Source organism: Devosia sp. CAU 1758 (assembly GCF_054482695.1).
The window spans coordinates 406,243-423,290 of record NZ_JBTLRJ010000001.1 but is presented as its reverse complement, the minus strand read 5'-3'; the positions used below and the strand labels follow the sequence as shown (position 1 = coordinate 423,290).

General features: G+C 64.0%; 18 protein-coding genes. 13 read left to right on the top strand and 5 right to left on the bottom strand.

The window, feature by feature from the left end:
• Positions 1 to 22: 22 nt before the first annotated feature.
• Positions 23 to 592, top strand: a complete 570-nt coding sequence (efp, locus tag ACXYMS_RS02070; protein WP_458903362.1) for an elongation factor P — start codon at positions 23 to 25, stop codon at positions 590 to 592.
• Between the two features lie 80 nt (positions 593 to 672).
• Here the strand turns inward: efp and ACXYMS_RS02065 are convergent, their stop codons facing one another.
• The 5 genes from ACXYMS_RS02065 to ACXYMS_RS02045 all read right to left on the bottom strand — a co-directional run bounded on the left by ACXYMS_RS02065 (position 673) and on the right by ACXYMS_RS02045 (position 4,043).
• Positions 673 to 876: a DUF2934 domain-containing protein gene (locus tag ACXYMS_RS02065; protein WP_458903361.1), complete on the bottom strand. Its 204-nt coding sequence runs from the start codon at positions 874 to 876 to the stop codon at positions 673 to 675.
• Between the two features lie 37 nt (positions 877 to 913).
• On the bottom strand, positions 914 to 1,405 hold the full coding sequence (locus ACXYMS_RS02060; protein ID WP_458903360.1) for a YciE/YciF ferroxidase family protein: 492 nt from the start codon (positions 1,403 to 1,405) through the stop codon (positions 914 to 916).
• 100 nt (positions 1,406 to 1,505) lie between these two features.
• Positions 1,506 to 2,474, bottom strand: a complete 969-nt coding sequence (locus tag ACXYMS_RS02055; protein WP_458903359.1) for an acetylxylan esterase — start codon at positions 2,472 to 2,474, stop codon at positions 1,506 to 1,508.
• Positions 2,475 to 2,560: 86 nt separating this feature from the next.
• Positions 2,561 to 2,989, bottom strand: a complete 429-nt coding sequence (locus ACXYMS_RS02050; RefSeq protein WP_458903358.1) for a hypothetical protein — start codon at positions 2,987 to 2,989, stop codon at positions 2,561 to 2,563.
• A 103-nt stretch (positions 2,990 to 3,092) separates the two neighbouring features.
• Positions 3,093 to 4,043 carry a nucleoside hydrolase gene (locus ACXYMS_RS02045; RefSeq protein WP_458903357.1) on the bottom strand — a complete coding sequence of 317 codons (951 nt, stop codon included), beginning with the start codon at positions 4,041 to 4,043 and terminating at the stop codon, positions 3,093 to 3,095.
• A gap of 166 nt (positions 4,044 to 4,209) precedes the next feature.
• On the opposite strand from ACXYMS_RS02045, the gene fgd reads away from it, so the two are divergent.
• The 12 genes from fgd (at position 4,210) to ACXYMS_RS01985 (ending at position 17,005) form a co-directional block, all read left to right on the top strand.
• Complete coding sequence (gene fgd, locus ACXYMS_RS02040) at positions 4,210 to 5,211, top strand: glucose-6-phosphate dehydrogenase (coenzyme-F420) (RefSeq protein WP_458903356.1); 1,002 nt, start codon at positions 4,210 to 4,212, stop codon at positions 5,209 to 5,211.
• On the top strand, positions 5,208 to 6,026 hold the full coding sequence (cofE, locus tag ACXYMS_RS02035) for a coenzyme F420-0:L-glutamate ligase (RefSeq protein WP_458903355.1): 819 nt from the start codon (positions 5,208 to 5,210) through the stop codon (positions 6,024 to 6,026). The genes fgd and cofE overlap by 4 nt, the downstream gene beginning before the upstream one ends.
• A gap of 3 nt (positions 6,027 to 6,029) precedes the next feature.
• Positions 6,030 to 7,019, top strand: a complete 990-nt coding sequence (locus ACXYMS_RS02030) for a putative F420-0 ABC transporter substrate-binding protein (protein ID WP_458903354.1) — start codon at positions 6,030 to 6,032, stop codon at positions 7,017 to 7,019.
• 88 nt (positions 7,020 to 7,107) lie between these two features.
• The gene (locus ACXYMS_RS02025; RefSeq protein WP_458903353.1) at positions 7,108 to 8,109 is read left to right on the top strand and encodes an iron chelate uptake ABC transporter family permease subunit; all 1,002 of its coding nucleotides are present in this window, start codon (positions 7,108 to 7,110) and stop codon (positions 8,107 to 8,109) included.
• A complete protein-coding gene (locus ACXYMS_RS02020; protein WP_458903352.1) occupies positions 8,106 to 8,897 on the top strand; it encodes an ABC transporter ATP-binding protein in 792 nt (263 codons plus the stop codon). Before ACXYMS_RS02025 ends, ACXYMS_RS02020 begins: the two co-directional genes overlap by 4 nt.
• A gap of 88 nt (positions 8,898 to 8,985) precedes the next feature.
• Positions 8,986 to 9,987, top strand: a complete 1,002-nt coding sequence (locus ACXYMS_RS02015; protein ID WP_458903351.1) for a TIGR03842 family LLM class F420-dependent oxidoreductase — start codon at positions 8,986 to 8,988, stop codon at positions 9,985 to 9,987.
• A gap of 180 nt (positions 9,988 to 10,167) precedes the next feature.
• Positions 10,168 to 11,154, top strand: a complete 987-nt coding sequence (locus tag ACXYMS_RS02010; protein ID WP_458903350.1) for a BMP family protein — start codon at positions 10,168 to 10,170, stop codon at positions 11,152 to 11,154.
• A gap of 208 nt (positions 11,155 to 11,362) precedes the next feature.
• A complete protein-coding gene (locus ACXYMS_RS02005; protein WP_458903349.1) occupies positions 11,363 to 12,913 on the top strand; it encodes an ABC transporter ATP-binding protein in 1,551 nt (516 codons plus the stop codon).
• Positions 12,910 to 13,983, top strand: a complete 1,074-nt coding sequence (locus tag ACXYMS_RS02000) for an ABC transporter permease (protein ID WP_458903348.1) — start codon at positions 12,910 to 12,912, stop codon at positions 13,981 to 13,983. Before ACXYMS_RS02005 ends, ACXYMS_RS02000 begins: the two co-directional genes overlap by 4 nt.
• A 3-nt stretch (positions 13,984 to 13,986) precedes the next feature.
• A complete protein-coding gene (locus tag ACXYMS_RS01995; protein ID WP_458903347.1) occupies positions 13,987 to 14,934 on the top strand; it encodes an ABC transporter permease in 948 nt (315 codons plus the stop codon).
• 17 nt (positions 14,935 to 14,951) lie between these two features.
• Positions 14,952 to 16,235 carry an amidohydrolase family protein gene (locus tag ACXYMS_RS01990; protein WP_458903346.1) on the top strand — a complete coding sequence of 428 codons (1,284 nt, stop codon included), beginning with the start codon at positions 14,952 to 14,954 and terminating at the stop codon, positions 16,233 to 16,235.
• Positions 16,235 to 17,005 (top strand): TIM barrel protein, encoded by a 771-nt coding sequence (locus ACXYMS_RS01985; RefSeq protein ID WP_458903345.1) that lies wholly within the window; start codon positions 16,235 to 16,237, stop codon positions 17,003 to 17,005. Before ACXYMS_RS01990 ends, ACXYMS_RS01985 begins: the two co-directional genes overlap by 1 nt.
• The last annotated feature ends 43 nt before the right edge of the window (positions 17,006 to 17,048 follow it).

Below are 17,048 nucleotides of genomic sequence, written 5' to 3'. Positions count from 1 at the left end.
GTCAAACGAACAAGGAAGAAATATGGTCAAGGTCATCGCCTCGTCCCTGCGCAAAGGCAATGTCGTCGAGCAGGACAACGCCCTGCACGTCGTTCTCACCGCCGAGAACGTCCATCCCGGCAAGGGCAATTCGGTGACCAACGTCACCATGCGCCGCATTTCCGATGGCGTGAAGGTGCTGGGCCGCTGGCGTACCGTGGAAATGGTCGAGAAGGCCGACGTGGACGATCGCGTCTATGACTATCTCTACTCCGATGGCGAGGGCCATCACTTTATGGAACCTGAGACCTACGAGCAGATTACCGTTGGCGACGACGTGATCGGCGACCAGAAGGCCTATCTGTCCGATGGCATGAAGGTCCACCTGATGACCCATGAGGGCATCGCCCTTTCCATGGAACTGCCCCAGCGCATGACCTTCGAGATCGTCGAGACCGAGCCCGTGGTAAAGGGTCAGACGGCCTCGTCCTCGTTCAAGCCCGCTGTACTCAACAACGGCCTGCGCGTCATGGTGCCCCCCCACATCGGCACCGGCACCCGCATCGTCATCCTCACAGAAGACAATTCCTACGTCGAGCGTGCCCGCGACTAACTGAAGTCCGGAGAGCTACGCTCACAGGGCTCAGGCCATCACACGATACTCAATATAAAAACGGGCCCGCGGGCCCGTTCTCATTTCTCTTCGATGTCGCGCTCGGCCTCGATCCAGTGGCTGTCGGAGCGCCCGATCGGCGCGCCTTCCGCCAGCCATCGATCATAGGCCAACTGCCGCTGATGCATCTGCTTGGCGCGCAGCCAATAATCCATGGCCCCATCCGTCGGCCGACCATCCTGTTCCCAGAGGAAATAGGCGGTCTGCCGAATCTGTTCGGCCATGGCCGTGTTCTTCAGCATCGCGCTGCCGCGCCGTCGGTCAGGCGGCGGCTTTGAGGTTCACCGCGCTCTTGGCCAGTTCAGTCAGCTTGAGGTCGGTCGCTTCCTCTTCCTTGAGCGTTTCGAGGAACAGGTTCAGCGCCTCCTTGTGGCCAAGCTGCTTGGCCCAGGTCGCCAGCGTGCCATAGCGGGCAATTTCATAGTGCTCGACCGCCTGCGCAGCAGAGACAAGGCCGGCGTCGAGCGCCTGGGTGCCCTTGTACTCTTCCATGATTTCCTTGCCTTCCTCGATAATGCCGAGAATGGCGTCGCAGGTCTTGCCGCGGGGAGCCTTGCCGAGCAATTCGAACACCTGTTCGAGCCGCTCTACATGCACTTCGGTTTCCGCCCGGTGCTGCTCAAAGCCGGCTTTGAGGTCTTCGGATTTGGCGGCCTTGGCCATCTTGGGCAGCGCCTTGAGGATCTGCCGCTCGGCATAATAGATGTCCTTGAGGGTATCGAGGAAGAGATCGTCCAGTTGCTTCTCGGCCATTGTCTTCAGCTCCAGTTCTGAATTCGGTGATGACGCTGGCCATGCAACGGCGGCGCCGCAACCTCGGTTCCGGCCGCATCCGATCAAATCTGAGGCAGGGCTAGAGGAAGCGCCGGCTGAGCCAGACCATCTGCTGTCGATCCTGGAAGGGGCCGCCCCCTTCATGATTGTTGAATTCGTATTCGATCATGGTCTTGTCTTCGCCCGCAAAGGCCTTGAAGGCGCCATAGACCGTTGAGGACGGGCAGATATCGTCCATCAGCGCTACCGAGAACAGCGCCGCAGCCTTCGACTGCCGCGCGAAATTGACCCCGTCGAAGTAGCGCAGCGTCTCGAATACCTTGTCCTTCTTGTCTCGGTGCTGCGCCAGGAACCGCACGATCTCGCCATAGGGATCGCGTCCGGCCACCCGCACGGCGCGCGGAAAATCGCAGAGGAAGGGGACATCCGGCATCACCGCCTTGACACGCTCATCGATCCCCGCCACCGCCAGCGCAATGCCGCCGCCCTGCGATCCACCACACACGGCTACCCGCTCCGAATCGACGAAATCCTGCCCGATAAGCGCGTCAATGGCCCGCACCCCGTCGGTGAAGAGCCGCCGGTAATAATAGTCGTTCCGGTCAAGCACGCCCTTGGTCATCACCCCCGGAATCTGTCCGGTCGATCCCACCGGGTCCGCCGTCGCGCCCGTGCTCCAGCCACTACCCTGCCCGCGCGTGTCCATGCGGAAATAGGCAAAGCCCGAAGCCGCCCAGTGCAACTGCTCATGCGCAAAGCCACGCCCCCCGCCATAGCCAACATATTGCACCACCAGCGGCAGCCGACCCTCACGCTCTTTTGGCAGCACCAGCCAGCCCTTGACCGGGTGACCGCCAAAACCGGGAAAGGTCACATCGAACACCTCGACGAGCTTCAGCGTGGTTTCCGCCGGCACCATGCTGACGCTGCCGCCCGCCGCCCGCGCCTCGGCCAGCGTTTGCTGCCAGAAGAAAGCAAAATCGGCCGGCAGGGGCACGGCGCTTTCATAGGCGTCGAGTGCGGGATGAACGAGATCGGGAAACGGCATGGCGGGTCCGGGTAAATGGTTTCAGCCGCGCCAATCTGCGCCCCGCGAACCGGTTTTTCCAGTCCGCGGCGGCATTTGCCCACCATTCATTGCGCGCGAAACAGGCTCCGGTGATAGCCGATCATGGACCGCTCGGGCCACAGCGACACTTCTTCCGGCAGCCACAGGCGACGCCCCCGCGACCGCTCCGGATCGCTGGGCGCGCCAATGATCTCGGGATGCGGCGTATAGGCGAGAAAATCATCGCTGATGAAGATCAGGCCCTTGCCCAGGAGACTGGCCACCGCCGCTTCGACCACCATCGCGTTGCCAGTGCTCATCGTGCCGCCATGGCTCAGCGGCTGGAACAGAAACAGTTCCAGACTTTCTCCGTCTGCGTCCACCGCTCGCCCGGTGACCGCGCAGCGCTCGTCATAAAGCCCCAGCATGAAACCGCGGAAGGCGACGGCGTCATCCAGCGCAAAGCCCCGCTGGAAGCCTTCGTCAAATCCCGCGCGATGATGCTTGCCAGCCAAATCCCAGGGTCCTCTCTCTTGTGAAAAGACACTAAGGAGTTTCCGCAATAGCGCAATCACTCTGTCCACCCCGGGCCATCACGTTTTGACCCGTCCATTCCCGCTAGCGCGCGACGGTCTGGCGGAAATGGGTCAGCACCTTCTCGGCATCGACGCCCGTGCAGATGGTCTGGACCGGCCGGCCGGCCCACGCCGGATGACCGCCCTTGCGCTCTTCGGGCATCTGGATGGTCTGGCCAGCGGCAATGCCGTCGCGCAGCACCAGCACCGGGCCGCGACGCGTCTCGAACCACTCCGGATGCAGGGCATAGGTCACCGCCAGCAGGTCGTGTCCGACCACGCCGGAAAGACCCATGATCTCCTTGTAGAAGCGCGCATAATGGTCGCACATCTGGGCCAGCAAGGCTCCGTTCTCGCCTACGTCGCGCGACAATGCGGCGAGGTAATCAGTGTCGAGAATGATGTCGTGGGTAACGTCGAGCCCCACCACGACCACAGGCCAGTCCGCGGCAAGGATTTCGTCGGCCGCCACGGGATCCCCATGGATATTGGCCTCCGCCGCAGGGGTAATATTGCCGCTGCGGCCCTGATAGCCGAAGGCGCCGCCCATGATTACAACCTGCTTGACGAGCTTTGCCACCGCCGGCTCGGCGCGCAGCGCCAGTGCCAGATTGGTCATTCGCCCCACCGCAATCAGCGTCACCTCGCCCGGATGGGCCTTGAGCGTGTCGATGATGAAGTTGCTGGCATCCCCTGCCTGCAATCCGCTCTCATTGACAATGGGTATGTCGATGTCGCCCAACCCGTTGACGCCATGCACAATCACCGGCTCTGCCTTGTCGACCCCATCCAGGGTCTTGCCCACGCCCTGCACCACCGGAGCCGCAAGGCCGAACTGTTGCCGGAGGAACAGCGCATTGCGCGTGGTGGTGGCAATATCGGCATTGCCCACCACTGTCGTGATCCCCAGCAGTTCGATTTCGGGCAGCTTGCTGAGATACAGCAGCGCCATGGCGTCATCGATGCCCGGATCGGTGTCGAAAATTACTTTCATCGTCTCATCCGCTTTATGGTCCCGGCCCCTTGCCGGATAGTTTGGGAACAGGCTCTATCCCGGACAGCTGCTTGTCCTCATCGGGCTTTAGCATGAAGCGGCTTGACTATCGATCATTTTTGACCAAACGATCAAAAATCGACCAGGACACGCGGGAGGGGCAAGCATGCGCTTCGGTTACAAAGCATCGGCGGAGCAGTTCGGCCCGAACGAGTTGCTGCGCTTCGCAGTCGAGGCCGAGCAGGCCGGCTTTGATTCCGTCTTCGTTTCCGACCACTTCCAGCCCTGGAAGCACACTGACGGCCACGCGCCCTTCGCGCCGGGCTGGATGTCCGCCGTCCTCGCCCGCACCGAAAAGATCACGCTCGGCACCTCGGTGCTCACCCCAACCTTCCGGCTGCATCCCACCGTGGTCGCCCACGCCTTCGGCACCATGGGCGCCATGTTCCCGGGCCGTGTCATCCTTGGCGTCGGCACCGGCGAAGGTCTCAATGAAGTCCCCGCCACCGGCATGGTCTGGCCCGAACTCAAGGAACGCTCGGCGCGCCTGCGCGAAGCCGTGCGCCTCATCCGCCAGCTCTGGACCGAGGACCGCGTCAGCTTCGAGGGCGACTTCTACAAAACCGTCAATGCCACCATCTATGACAAGCCTGCCGAACCGGTGCCGATCTATCTCGCCGCTGGCGGCCCCCTCAACGCCAAATATGCTGGCCGCGCCGGCGACGGTTTCATCTGCACGTCCGGCAAGGGCGCCGACCTCTATGTCGATCAGCTCCTGCCCAATGTCGAAGCCGGTCGTGCCGAAAGCCCGCTCAAGGCAAAGCGCTTCGAGCGCATGATCGAGGTCAAGGTCTCGTTCGATACCGATCCTGACCGCGCCCTCAACGACACAAGAAACTGGGCCGCGCTCTCTCTCTCCGCCGAGGAAAAGCACTCGGTACAGGATGCCGAGGAGATGGAACGCCTGGCCGCTGCCCTCCCCATCGAGCGCGTCGCCAAGCGCTGGATCGTCTCGTCCGATCCCGACGAGCATGTCGCCCAGATCCAGACCTATGTCGACTACGGCTTCGACCACCTGGTCTTCCATGCCCCCGGCACCGACCAGAGCCGCTTCCTGGCACTTTATGCCGGGGAAATCCTGCCACGGCTCAGGAAGCTGGTGGTATGACCATGCCCCCCCGCTTCTCCGTCTGGGGCATTACCGGCATCCCCGAGATCACCCCCCATGACGATCTCGTCGCGCTGATCACTGAGGCCATCAAGGCCCAATCCGCCACCGACCCGAACCTCGCTTTGCAGGACGGCGACATCCTCGTCGTGACCTCCAAGATCATCTCCAAGGCCGAGGGCATGCAGGTCCCCGTCGCCGAGCGCGAACAGGCCATTGCCGCTGACACCGTGCGCGTCGTCGCCGAGCGCGTGCATCCCGGCGGCACCTTCAGAATTGTCGAGACCCGACAGGGCCTGGTTATGGCCGCCGCCGGCATCGACATGTCCAATGTCCCCGAAGGCACGGCCCTTCGCCTTCCCGCCGACCCCGACGCCTCCGCCCGCGCCCTCTGCTCGGGCCTCAGGCAAAAATTCGGCGTCGACATCGGCATCATCATCACCGACACCATCGGCCGCGCCTGGCGCATCGGCCAGACCGACATGGCCATCGGCGCCGCAGGGGTGCAATTGACCGATGATCTGCGCGGCGCCAGCGATGCCAACGGCCGGCCCCTGCACGTCACCCAGGCTGTCATCGCCGACGAAATCGCCGGTGCTGCCGACCTCGTCAAGGGCAAGACCTCCGGCATTCCCGTCGCCGTCGTGCGCGGCCTCGCGCGTTTCGTCCTCGGCCTCGACGCCCCCGGTGCCCGCACCCTCACCCGCACCGGCGACGACGACATGTTCCGCTTCGGCTCAGCCGAAGCCTACCGCCTCGGCTACGAAGCCGCCTTGGCGGAAATCAAATCCAAATCCAGGCAACGTCAGGATTAAGTCATGTCGACAACGGGTATTACCAGTTCGGGCTCAAACCCATGGCGTGCCACCCCAAGCGCCTTCGCAGTCCTGGTCGGTCTCCTGGGTTCGGCCCTCCCAGCCCAGGCCGCCACCACCTATCCGCTCACAATCGAAAACTGCGGCCACACCGTCACCATCGCCGCACCACCTCAGCGCGTCGTCACCATCAAGTCCACCGCCACCGAACTGATGCTCTCGCTCGGCCTCGGCGACCGCATCATTGGCGTCGGGTTCCAGGATGGTCCCTTGCCGCCCGATTTGGCGCTGGCCGGCTCCGGCCTGCCGATCCTCTCCGACAAGCTTCCCAGCCAGGAAGTGGTGCTGGAGGCCGAGCCCGACTTCATCTATGGCGGCTGGGAGAGCAACTTTGCGGCCGATGGCGCTGGAGAGCGCCCGACCCTGGAAGCGCTCGGCGTCGCCACCTATGTCGCTCCCGCCGCCTGCCGCTCGGTCAAGCCGGTCAAACTCAACTTCGACCAGCTCTATGCCGAAATCACCGAAATGGGCGCCGTTTTCGACGTCGCTCTCGATGCGGAAATCCTGATCGAGGGCCAACAGGCCATGCTCGACGGCATCGAACCCGACACCCGCGGTCTGACGGCCCTCTGGTATTCCTCCGGCACCAAGACCCCCTATGTCGGCGCCGGCAGCAATGCCCCAGCCATGATCATGGAAGCCCTCGGCCTCGCCAATATCTATGCCGACGTGGACGAAGGCTGGACCTCGGCCTCCTGGGAAGCCATCGTCGATGCTAATCCCGATGTCATCATCCTGGTCGATGCCGCCTGGAATTCTGCCGAGCAGAAAAGACAGCTCCTGGCCGAAAACCCCATCACCAGGGAGCTCGATGCCGTCATCAACCAGCGTTACCTCACCATCCCCTTCCCCGCCGCCGAAGCCGGCATCCGCAACGTCCCGGCCACCGCCCACATGGCCGACCAATTGCTGCGGCTAACGTTTGGAGAATGAGCCAATTCCTGTTGGCAGGGCCGCTATCCCTTTTCCTCCCCCTATCAGCTGGAGGCCGGGCGGGGGCATCCTCTCCCCCGACACCCGCATGACGCGCCTTTCCCTTCCCGCCCTCGCCATCCTGCTTCTCCTCAGCGCCATCGCCGCCATTACCCTCGGCCCGGCCGATATCACTGCCCCGGAAATCTGGTCGGTCATCCTGCACCATCTCGGACTTGTCCCTGAAAGCCCGGTCTCGCGCCTGCGCGACGCCATTGTCTGGGAACTGCGCCTGCCCCGCGTCCTCTGCGCCATGGGCGTCGGCGCCGGGCTCGCGCTCTCCGGCACCGTCATGCAGGCTATCACCCGCAATCCCCTCGCCGATCCCTATCTCCTCGGCCTCTCCTCCGGCGCAGCACTCGGCGCCGTCAGCTTTGCGCTCATCGGCCTGACGCTCCTCATGCCCCTCGGTGCCTTCATCGGCAGCCTCGGCGCCCTCGCCCTGGCCCTGCTCATTGCCGGCCTTCTTGGCGGCGCCACCCCCAGCCGGGCCATCCTCGCCGGCATCTGCATCTCGGCCCTCGCCGCCGCCGCCACCTCATTCCTCATCTTCTGGTGGGCCACCGGCGACAGCTATCGTGAAATCCTCTCCTGGCTCCTGGGCTCACTTTCCGGTTCCCTCTGGTTCGACGCCGCCCTGGTCACCGCTGCCCTGATCCTCTGCGTCCCCATCATCCTCGCCTCCGGCCGGGCGCTCGACGCCTTCGCCTTCGGTGACACTGCCGCCGCAGCCCTGGGCATCGACGTCCCCCGCCTGCGCTGGACCCTCCTCGGCGCCACGGCGCTGCTCACCGGCATCATGGTCGCCGTGGGTGGCGCCATCGGTTTCGTCGGCCTGGTCGTGCCGCATGCCGTGCGCCTCGCCGCGGGCTCGCGCCACCGCGCCCTCTTGCCCCATGCCATGCTGGCCGGCGCCATCTTCATGCTCTGGGCCGACACCGCCGCCCGCACCCTGTTCGATCCGCGCGAACTGCCCGTCGGCATCATCACCGCGCTGATCGGCGCCCCGGTCTTTCTTCTGGTCCTCCTGCGCTACCGGAGGGTCACATGACCCTTGCCGTCACTCGCCTTTCCGTCACCAAGTCCGGCAAGCCCATCCTCTCCGGCGTCGGCTTCACCGCACCTCTCGGCAGCATCACCGGCCTGATCGGCCCCAACGGCGCCGGCAAATCCACCCTGCTTACGGCCCTCCTCGGCCTCACGCCTGCCACCGGCACCGCCCACTTCGACAACCGCGACCTGCCCGCCATGCCCCGCCGCGACCGTGCCCGCCTTGTCGCCTTTGTCGAGCAATCCGCCTCCACCGAAGAGCGCCTCTCGGTCCGCGACGTCGTGGCCCTGGGGCGCATCCCCTTCGAGGCAGCCTGGCAATCCGGCCCCAGCCCCGAAGACGATGCCATCATCGGCAATGCCCTTGCCGATACCGAGATGACCGCTTTTTCCGCCCGACGCTTCGATACCCTCTCGGGCGGCGAGCAACAGCGCGTCCACCTTGCCCGCGCGCTCGCCCAGCAACCCCGCCTGCTGCTGCTTGACGAACCCACCAGCCATCTCGATATTCGCGCCCAGCTGCAATTGCTGGCACTGCTGCGCCGCAAGGCCGATGCTGGAATGACCATTCTTATCGCCCTCCACGATCTTAACCTCGCCGCCCGCTTCTGCGATCACATGGTCGTCCTCTCGGAAGGAAGACGCGTCGCCGAAGGCGCGCCTTCCGACATTCTTACCCCTGCTCTGCTCGAGGCCGTCTATGGCGTCCACGCCCGGCTCGTCCCCGATGCCGGGTCCGCACGGCCCCTCATCGTTTATGACGAAGCGACCCCGCGAAATTCCCCGTAAATACCCGATTGACAATCGTGCCTCAGGCACTCAAAAATTTGATCGGCTGGTCAAAAATCCGGCTGTCAGGGAGCGCAGGGGAACACGCATGGAATTCGGCATCACCTTCAAGGGATTCATCGAGGCCGAGCGTGCCCGTTATCTGGTGCGCGCCGCCGAACATGCCGGCTTTTCCTATTGCTGGTTCTATGACAGCCACATTCTCTGGCGCGATTGCTATGCCGCTATCGCCATGTGCATGGAACACACAACCGACATGCGTTTTGGCCCGCTGGTCACCAATCCTGACGTCCGCGACTGGTCGGTTGCCGCCTCCATCTTCGGCTCGCTCTCGAAACAGTCCGGCGGCCGCTTTGATCTGGCGGTCGGGCGCGGCGACAGTTCCATGCGCGTCATGGGCAAGAAACCCGCAACTCTCAAGCGCGTCGCCGAATTCATCGACAAGACCAAGGCCATGGTGCGGGGCGAGGAAGTCTCCTATGGCGAAATCCCCGCCCCGGTAAAATTCCCCTGGGCCGTTGGCCACGACATGCCCAGCTGGGTCGCCGCCTATGGCCCGCTGGCCCTCAAGACTGCCGGCGAAAGCGCCGATGGCGTGGTGCTGCAGATCGCCGATCCGGGCCTTTGCAAATGGTTCACCGACCAGTGCCTCGAAGCGGGCAAGGCCGCTGGCAAGGACATGTCGAACTTCCGCTCCATGGCTGCCGCCCCCGCTTATTTCGGCGACAAGAAGCGCGCCATTGAGCATGTGAAGTGGTTCCCGGCCATGGTCGGCAATCACGTGGCCGACATTGTCGAGAAATACGGCGCCGACAGCGACAAGGTGCCTTCGAGCCTCACCAGCTACATCGAAAAGCGCCGCGGCTACGATTATTCCAAGCACGGCCAGGCCGATAATCCTTATCTCGATTTCATCACCGACGATGTGGTGGAAAGTTTCTGCGTCCTGGGCGAGCCTGAGGATCACATCAAAAAAGTCCATGAACTGGAGGCGGCGGGCGTCACCCAGTTCAACATCTACCTCGACAGCGGCGACGAGGAAGAAATCATCGCCAACTACGGAAGGCACGTCATTCCCGCCTTCCGCTAACCGACCAAAGGCGCGCCACCCGGCGCGCCTTTTTCTTTATCTGCCAATTCCTTGCAGTGCGGCTTGGCAAATCGCGAACAGCCGGGGATGAACAGAGCAATTGCCTTCCAACGGCCTTCGCCTGCTGCTTGAATGGGCGCAGGGAGAACTGATCAACAAAACATCAAACAGGGGACGCACATGACTACCATTACCCGCCGCGCCATCATCGCGGCACTCAGCCTCACCACCGCATTGAGCTTTACCGGCGCCTCCTGGGCCCAGGACATGCTCAAGGTCGCGGCCATCTGGACCGTGCCGGTCGAGCAGCAATGGGCGAGCCGTCTGCACAATGCGCTGATCGCCGCCGAAGAGGCCGGCGAAATCGACTACGTCTATTCCGAGAATATCGCCAATACCGACTATGAGCGCGTCATGCGCGAATATGCCGAGCAGGGCATTGGGCTCATGGTTGGCGAAGCCTTCGGCGTCGAGCAGCCGGCGCGCAGCGTTGCCGCTGACTATCCCGAAATCAGCTTCCTCATGGGCTCGTCGCTTCCGCCAGCCGAACCGAACTTTGCCACCTTCGACAATTTCATCCACGAGCCGAGCTATCTCACCGGCATTATCGCGGGCATGAAGACCGAAACCAACCAGATCGGCATGGTCGGCGGTTATGCCATCCCCGAGGTGAACCGCCTCATGCACGCCTTCATGGCCGGCGCCCTCTCCGTCAACCCTGAGGTCAAATTCTCGGTCAGCTTCATCAACTCCTGGTATGACCCACCGAAGGCCAAGGAAACCGCCTTCGCCATGGTCGATGCCGGTGCCGACATTCTCTATGCCGAGCGCTTCGGCGTCTCCGACGCCGCCAAGGAGCGCGGCATCTTCGCCGTGGGCAATGTCATCGACACCGCAGCCGACTATCCGGGCACCATCCTCGCCTCCGCCCTCTGGCACGGCGAACCCATGATCGACCAGGCCATTGCCGATGTGAAAGCCGGCAGCTTCACCGCCTCCGATTACGGTATCTACGCCTTCATGGAACATGGCGGCTCCTCCATGGTCGTCGACGAAGCCCTCGCCGGCCCAGAAGCCGTCGAAGCCGCCGAAGCCGTCGAAGCGAGTATCCTCGATGGCTCCTTCACGGTCGAAATCAACGACAGCGAACCCAGCTCAACGCAGTAAACGGGACGTCAGGCTGCTGTTCGATATCACCACCCGGCGTGTCCGGGTGGTCCAATGCCGCCTACCCACCGGCCGACACCCTCGGGCTTGACCCGAGGGCTCTTCACTTAGGAAGAGCATTCGGCAAGTGCAGTCCCCTCGGGTTAAGCCCGAGGGTGACGATCGTGGACGACAAGTAACTTGACGCAAGACGCGGAGCAGGAGCCCCATGACCGACCCCATCCCCCTCCTCTCCCTCACCAACATCACCAAGCGTTTCGGCGCCCTCACCGCCAATGCCGCGATTTCGCTCGACCTGCATCGCGGCGAAATCCTCGCGCTTCTGGGCGAAAACGGCGCCGGCAAGACCACGCTGATGAACATCCTCTTCGGTCACTACGTTCAGGACGAAGGCACGGTCCGCGTCGCCACCACCGATAGCAACGCGATGACCGCCCTGCCGCCCGGTTCGCCCGGCGCCGCCCTCTCTGCCGGCATCGGCATGGTGCACCAGCATTTCACCCTGGCCGAAAACCTCTCCGGCCTCGATAATATCCGCCTCGGTACCGAACCCCTGCTCTCCTTCGGCAGCCGCCGTGCCGCCCGCGACAAGGTCGCAAAGATCATCGCCGAGAGCGGTCTCGACGTCGATCTCGACCGGCGCGTCGATGGCCTCGCCGTCGGCGAAAAGCAGCGCGTCGAGATCCTCAAGGCGCTCTATCGCGACGCGAAAGTCCTTATCCTCGACGAGCCCACCGCCGTCCTTACCCCGCAGGAGGCCGAGGGATTGTTCACCGTCCTCCGTCGCCTCGCCGCCAACGGCCTTGGCGTCATCTTCATCTCCCACAAGCTGGGCGAAGTGCTCTCGGTGTCGCATCGCATCATGGTGCTGCGCGCCGGACAAAAGGCCGGCGAACTGGACACTGCCAAGGCCGACCGCCGTGCCATCGCCGACCTCATGGTCGGCAAGGCCGTGGCCGAGGTCACCCGCACCCCCGGCAATCCCGCCGAACCCCTGCTCCAGTTCCAGTCCGTCAGCCTTGGCAAGCCGGGCAATCGCTCCGCCCTGCACGGCGTCAGTTTCGACCTGCGCGCCGGCGAAATCGTCGGGCTGGCTGGTGTGTCGGGTAATGGCCAGTCCGGCATTGCCGCCCTGATCTCCGGCCTCGCCATGCCCGATAGCGGCACCATGCTGCTCTACGGCAAACCCGTCGCCCACGCCGATCCGCGCGCGCTGGTCGCCGCGGGCGTCGCCCGCATGCCCGAGGACCGCCAGCACGACGGCGTCGTCGGCACAATGAGCGTGGCCGACAATATCGCCATCGAGGAGGTGCGCTCACCCGGCTTCTCACGCTACGGTTTCATCGACACCAAAGCCATCAGGGCCCGCGCCACCGCCGCCATTGCCGCCTATGACGTGCGCTGTCCCGGCCCCAATGCCGAAGCCCGCCTGCTCTCGGGCGGCAATGTGCAAAAGCTCATTCTGGCCCGCGTGCTCGAACGCTCGCCCCGCGTCATCTTCGCCAATCAGCCGACCCGCGGCCTCGATATCGGCGCCCAGGCGGAAGTCCATCGCCGCATCATCGCCGCCCGGGATCGTGGCGCTGCGGTCCTCGTCATCTCCGAGGATCTCGACGAACTCTTCGCTCTCAGCGACCGCTTCCTCGTCATTCATGCCGGCGAAATCACCGATGCCGGCCCCGCCGAAACCCTCGACCGCGCCACCATCGGCCTGTTGATGGCCGGACAATCCAGCACAACGGAGACCCTTGCCTCATGAGCCTCCGCCTCGAACCGCGCGAACACGCGCCCCTCGGCCTGCGCCTCCTCGTGTCGCTGCTCTCGGGCGCCGTGGCCCTGCTGCTGGTCGCCATTCCGGTCATGGCCGCCGGCGCCAATCCGCTCGACGCCTATCTGCTCATGGCGCAAGGCGCCTTCGGCTCCATGTTCGCTCTGAGCGAAACCCTCAACCGCGCCACCCCGCTCATCCTCACCGGCCTTGCCGCCGCCGTCGCTTTCCGCGCCCGCCTCTGGAACATCGGCGCCGAAGGCCAGCTCTATATGGGCGCGCTGGCCGCCGTGCTGGTCGGCTCCGGTTTCCTGCAATTGCCCGGCCCTATCATGATCCCCGCTATCATGCTGGCCGGCTTCCTCGCGGGTGGGCTGATGATGGTGGTCCCCACCATTCTCAAGCAGCGCTTCGGCGCCGACGAGGTGGTCATCACCCTGCTGCTCAATTTCGTCGTCATCCTCTTCATCCAGATGCTCATCGAAGGCCCCCTCAAGGACCCTTTGGCCATGGGCTGGCCGCAATCCGTGCCGCTCCTGGCCGAAGCCAAGTTCGATAAGCTCGTCCCGCGCCTCCGCACCCATTGGGGTCTGGTCATCGGCCTGGTCTCGGCCCTGTTGCTCTGGCTCATGGTCAAAAAGACCGTGCTCGGCTTCGAAATCAAGGCGGTTGGCGAGAACAAGCCTGCGGCCCGCTTCGCCGGCATTCCGGTGGACGCCACCATGCTCAAGGTAGCGCTGATCTCCGGCGGCCTCGCGGGCCTTGCCGGGGTTGGCGAAGTCGCGGGCGTCAAAGGCTATCTTTCCGCCGATCTGTCTCCCGGCTTTGGCTATTCCGGCATCGTCGTCGCCATGCTGGCGGGCCTTTCGCCCATCGGCAGCGTTCTCGCGGCAATCTTCATCGCCGCGGTCTTTGTCGGCGCCGATTCCATGAGCCGAGCCACCGGCATTTCCAATTACCTGGCCGATCTGGTCGTCGCTCTCAGCCTTCTTTGCGTCCTGGTCGGCAGCTTCTTCCTGCGCTTCCGGCTGCGCTTTCAATCCAGCGTGCAGGAGGCCTGAGTCATGGACGTACTCCTCGACATTTTCGGCTCCGCCAATTTCTGGGCCGCCGCCATCCGCATCGCCACCCCGCTGATCTTCGGCGTGCTTGGCGCCCTGATCTGCGAGCGCGCCGGCGTCCTCAACCTCGGCATCGAGGGCATCTTCGTCGCCGGAGCCATGGCCGGCTGGCTCGCCGTCTATCTCGGCGCCGGGCTCTGGGGCGGGGTTCTCGTCGCCGCATTGACCGGCGCTATGTTCGGCCTGCTGCACGCCTTCCTCACTGTCATCCTCGGCCTCTCCCAGCACGTCTCAGGCATCGGCATTACCCTGCTCGCCACCAGCGCCAGCTATTTTACCTATCGCACCGCCCTGCCCAATGTGTCCTCGCCACCGCGCATCGTGCCCTTCCAGCCGATGGATATTCCGGTCCTGTCCGACCTGCCCTTCATTGGCCCCGCCCTTTTTGTTCAGACTCCGTTCATGATGCTGGCCCTGGCCCTGGTCCCCGCAATCGCCTTTGTCCTCTACCGCACGCCCTTGGGCCTCGCCATCCGCGCCGTCGGCGACAATCCCGCCTCCGTCGAAGCCCAGGGCCTCTCGGTCCAAGCCCTTAGAATATCAGCGGTAATCGTCGGCTCGGCCCTCATGGCCTTAGGCGGCGCCTTCCTCACCATGTCTGCCTTCGACGCCTTCTTCTTCGGCATGGTCAATGGCCGCGGCTGGATCTGCATCGCCCTGGTCGTCTTCGCCTCCTGGCGCCCCGGCCAAGCCCTTGTAGGTGCTTTGCTTTTTGGCGCCTTCGATGCCTTCCAAATCAGGCTGCAGGCCGAAATTGGCCAGGTCGTCCCGGGCCAGGTCTTCCTCATGTTGCCCTATCTGCTCTCCATTCTGGCTCTGGTCCTCGTCGCCCGAAAAGCCGACTATCCCCGCGCCCTGCTCCAGCCCTGGACCAAGGGGCAGCGTCACTAACCCTCTGGAATAAAACGATGTTCGACCTTACAATCACCAACGCCACCCTGCCCGACGGCCGCACCGGCATCGACATCGGCGTCCAGAATGGCCGCATCGCCGCCCTCGAACCGAACTTGGACGGCGAAGCCGGTGAAACCATCGACGCCGCCGGCCAATTAGTGACCTCGCCCTTCGTCGATTGCCACTTCCACATGGACGCCACACTCTCGCTCGGCCTGCCCCGCCACAACGAAAGCGGCCGTCTTCTCGAAGGCATTCAGATCTGGGGTGAACTCAAACCCCTCCTCACTCACGACGCCGTCATCGCGCGCGCGTTGGCCTATTGCGACCTCGCGGTCAGCCAGGGCCTTCTCGCCATCCGCACTCATGTCGATATCTGCGATGAGCGACTGCTTGGCGTTGAAGCCCTGCTCGAGGTCAAGCGCCTCGTCGCTTCCTATATCGACCTGCAGCTCGTCGCCTTCCCGCAGGATGGCTATTTCCGCTCGCCTGGCGCCGTTGACCTCCTCAATCGTGCCCTCGACATGGGCGTCGATGTTGTTGGCGGCATTCCCCATTTCGAGCGCACCATGGCCGATGGCGCCGCCAGCGTAACCGCCCTCTGCGAAATCGCCGCCCAGCGCGGGCTCTTGGTTGATCTTCATTGCGACGAGACCGATGATCCGCTCTCGCGCCACATCGAAACTCTCACCTACGAAACCCAGCGCCTCGGGATGGGCGGTCGCGTCAACGGCTCGCACCTTACCTCCATGCACTCCATGAACAATTACTACGTGAGCAAGCTGCTGCCGTTGATGGCCGAAGCCGGTGTCAGCGCCACCGCCAATCCGCTGATCAATATCGGCATCCAGGGCCGCCACGACACCTATCCCAAGCGACGCGGCATGACCCGCATCCCCGAAATGCTGACCTATGGCATCACCTGCGCCTTCGGCCATGACTGTGTCATGGACCCCTGGTATTCCCTGGGCCAGGGCGACATGCTCGAAGTCGCAAATATGGGCCTGCACGTCGCGCAGATGACGAGTCGCGACGCCATGCGCCAGTGCTTTGCCGCAATCACCACCGGCCCGGCAAAAATCATGCATCTCGACGGCTACGGCCTCGATATGGGCTGCAAGGCCGACATGGTCCTGCTCCAGGCCGCCGACCCCATCGAGGCCATCCGATTGAAGGCCACCCGCCTCGCTGTCATCAAGGCCGGCAAGGTCATCGCCTCGGCGCCACCCCGACAGAGTGCCCTCAACCTGCCCGGTCGTCCCGAAACGGTTGACGCTTCCCGCTCAGGACCCCGCTGATGCATCTCTCCGCCTGTATCGAATGGCTCTTCGCCGATGAAACCGAAGCCATTGGCGACCGCATCCGCCTCGCCAAATCCGCCGGCCTCGACGCGGTGGAATTCTGGTTCTGGAGCAACAAGGATATCGACGCCGTCGAGGCCGCGCTGGCCGATACCGGCCTCGGCCTCTCCGGCTTTGTTGCCGAACCGATGATCCCGCTCACCGACCCGGCCAATCATGCCGCCTTCCTCGAAGGGCTGAAACGCTCCGTCGATGTCGCCACCCGCCTCGGCGCCAAGGTGCTCATCGCCCAGGCCGGCAATGACCTGCCCGACCGCTCCCGCGCCGAACAGCGCGCCGCCCTCACCACCTGCCTCGCCGCCGCCGCCGATGTGCTGAAGGGGTCAGGCGTCCGCCTCGGCGTCGAACCGCTCAACACCCTGATCGACCACAAGGGTTATTTCCTGCCCTCGACAGTGGAGGCCCTCGACATCGTCGACGACGTGGCACGCCCCGAAATCGGCGTGGTCTATGATCTCTACCATTCCCATGTCATGGGCGAACGCACCGAGGAGGTCCTGGCTGGCCGCGTCGACCGCGTCATCCATGTCCACGTCGCCGATCACCCCGGCCGCCAGGAGCCCGGCACCGGAGAGCTCGACCTCGCGCGCGCCCTCGCCTGGCTCTTCGCCAATGGCTATTCCGGACGCGTCGGGCTGGAATATCGGCCGTCCATTCCGACGAGTGCTGGACTGGCGAAAGCGCGAAGCCTGCTGTCCCGGCACTGACCACGCTATCAACCACATTGTCATCCCGCGAAAGCGGGGATCC

Excerpts from the sequence above, each read along its gene's own strand:
- efp (WP_458903362.1), top strand. The coding sequence starts at position 23 with ATGGTCAAGGTCATCGCCTCGTCCCTGCGCAAAGGCAATGTCGTCGAG.
- ACXYMS_RS02065 (WP_458903361.1), bottom strand. The coding sequence starts at position 876 with ATGGCCGAACAGATTCGGCAGACCGCCTATTTCCTCTGGGAACAGGAT.
- ACXYMS_RS02060 (WP_458903360.1), bottom strand. The coding sequence starts at position 1,405 with ATGGCCGAGAAGCAACTGGACGATCTCTTCCTCGATACCCTCAAGGAC.
- ACXYMS_RS02055 (WP_458903359.1), bottom strand. The coding sequence starts at position 2,474 with ATGCCGTTTCCCGATCTCGTTCATCCCGCACTCGACGCCTATGAAAGC.
- ACXYMS_RS02045 (WP_458903357.1), bottom strand. The coding sequence starts at position 4,043 with ATGAAAGTAATTTTCGACACCGATCCGGGCATCGATGACGCCATGGCG.
- fgd (WP_458903356.1), top strand. The coding sequence starts at position 4,210 with ATGCGCTTCGGTTACAAAGCATCGGCGGAGCAGTTCGGCCCGAACGAG.
- cofE (WP_458903355.1), top strand. The coding sequence starts at position 5,208 with ATGACCATGCCCCCCCGCTTCTCCGTCTGGGGCATTACCGGCATCCCC.
- ACXYMS_RS02030 (WP_458903354.1), top strand. The coding sequence starts at position 6,030 with ATGTCGACAACGGGTATTACCAGTTCGGGCTCAAACCCATGGCGTGCC.
- ACXYMS_RS02025 (WP_458903353.1), top strand. The coding sequence starts at position 7,108 with ATGACGCGCCTTTCCCTTCCCGCCCTCGCCATCCTGCTTCTCCTCAGC.
- ACXYMS_RS02020 (WP_458903352.1), top strand. The coding sequence starts at position 8,106 with ATGACCCTTGCCGTCACTCGCCTTTCCGTCACCAAGTCCGGCAAGCCC.
- ACXYMS_RS02015 (WP_458903351.1), top strand. The coding sequence starts at position 8,986 with ATGGAATTCGGCATCACCTTCAAGGGATTCATCGAGGCCGAGCGTGCC.
- ACXYMS_RS02010 (WP_458903350.1), top strand. The coding sequence starts at position 10,168 with ATGACTACCATTACCCGCCGCGCCATCATCGCGGCACTCAGCCTCACC.
- ACXYMS_RS02005 (WP_458903349.1), top strand. The coding sequence starts at position 11,363 with ATGACCGACCCCATCCCCCTCCTCTCCCTCACCAACATCACCAAGCGT.
- ACXYMS_RS02000 (WP_458903348.1), top strand. The coding sequence starts at position 12,910 with ATGAGCCTCCGCCTCGAACCGCGCGAACACGCGCCCCTCGGCCTGCGC.
- ACXYMS_RS01995 (WP_458903347.1), top strand. The coding sequence starts at position 13,987 with ATGGACGTACTCCTCGACATTTTCGGCTCCGCCAATTTCTGGGCCGCC.
- ACXYMS_RS01990 (WP_458903346.1), top strand. The coding sequence starts at position 14,952 with ATGTTCGACCTTACAATCACCAACGCCACCCTGCCCGACGGCCGCACC.
- ACXYMS_RS01985 (WP_458903345.1), top strand. The coding sequence starts at position 16,235 with ATGCATCTCTCCGCCTGTATCGAATGGCTCTTCGCCGATGAAACCGAA.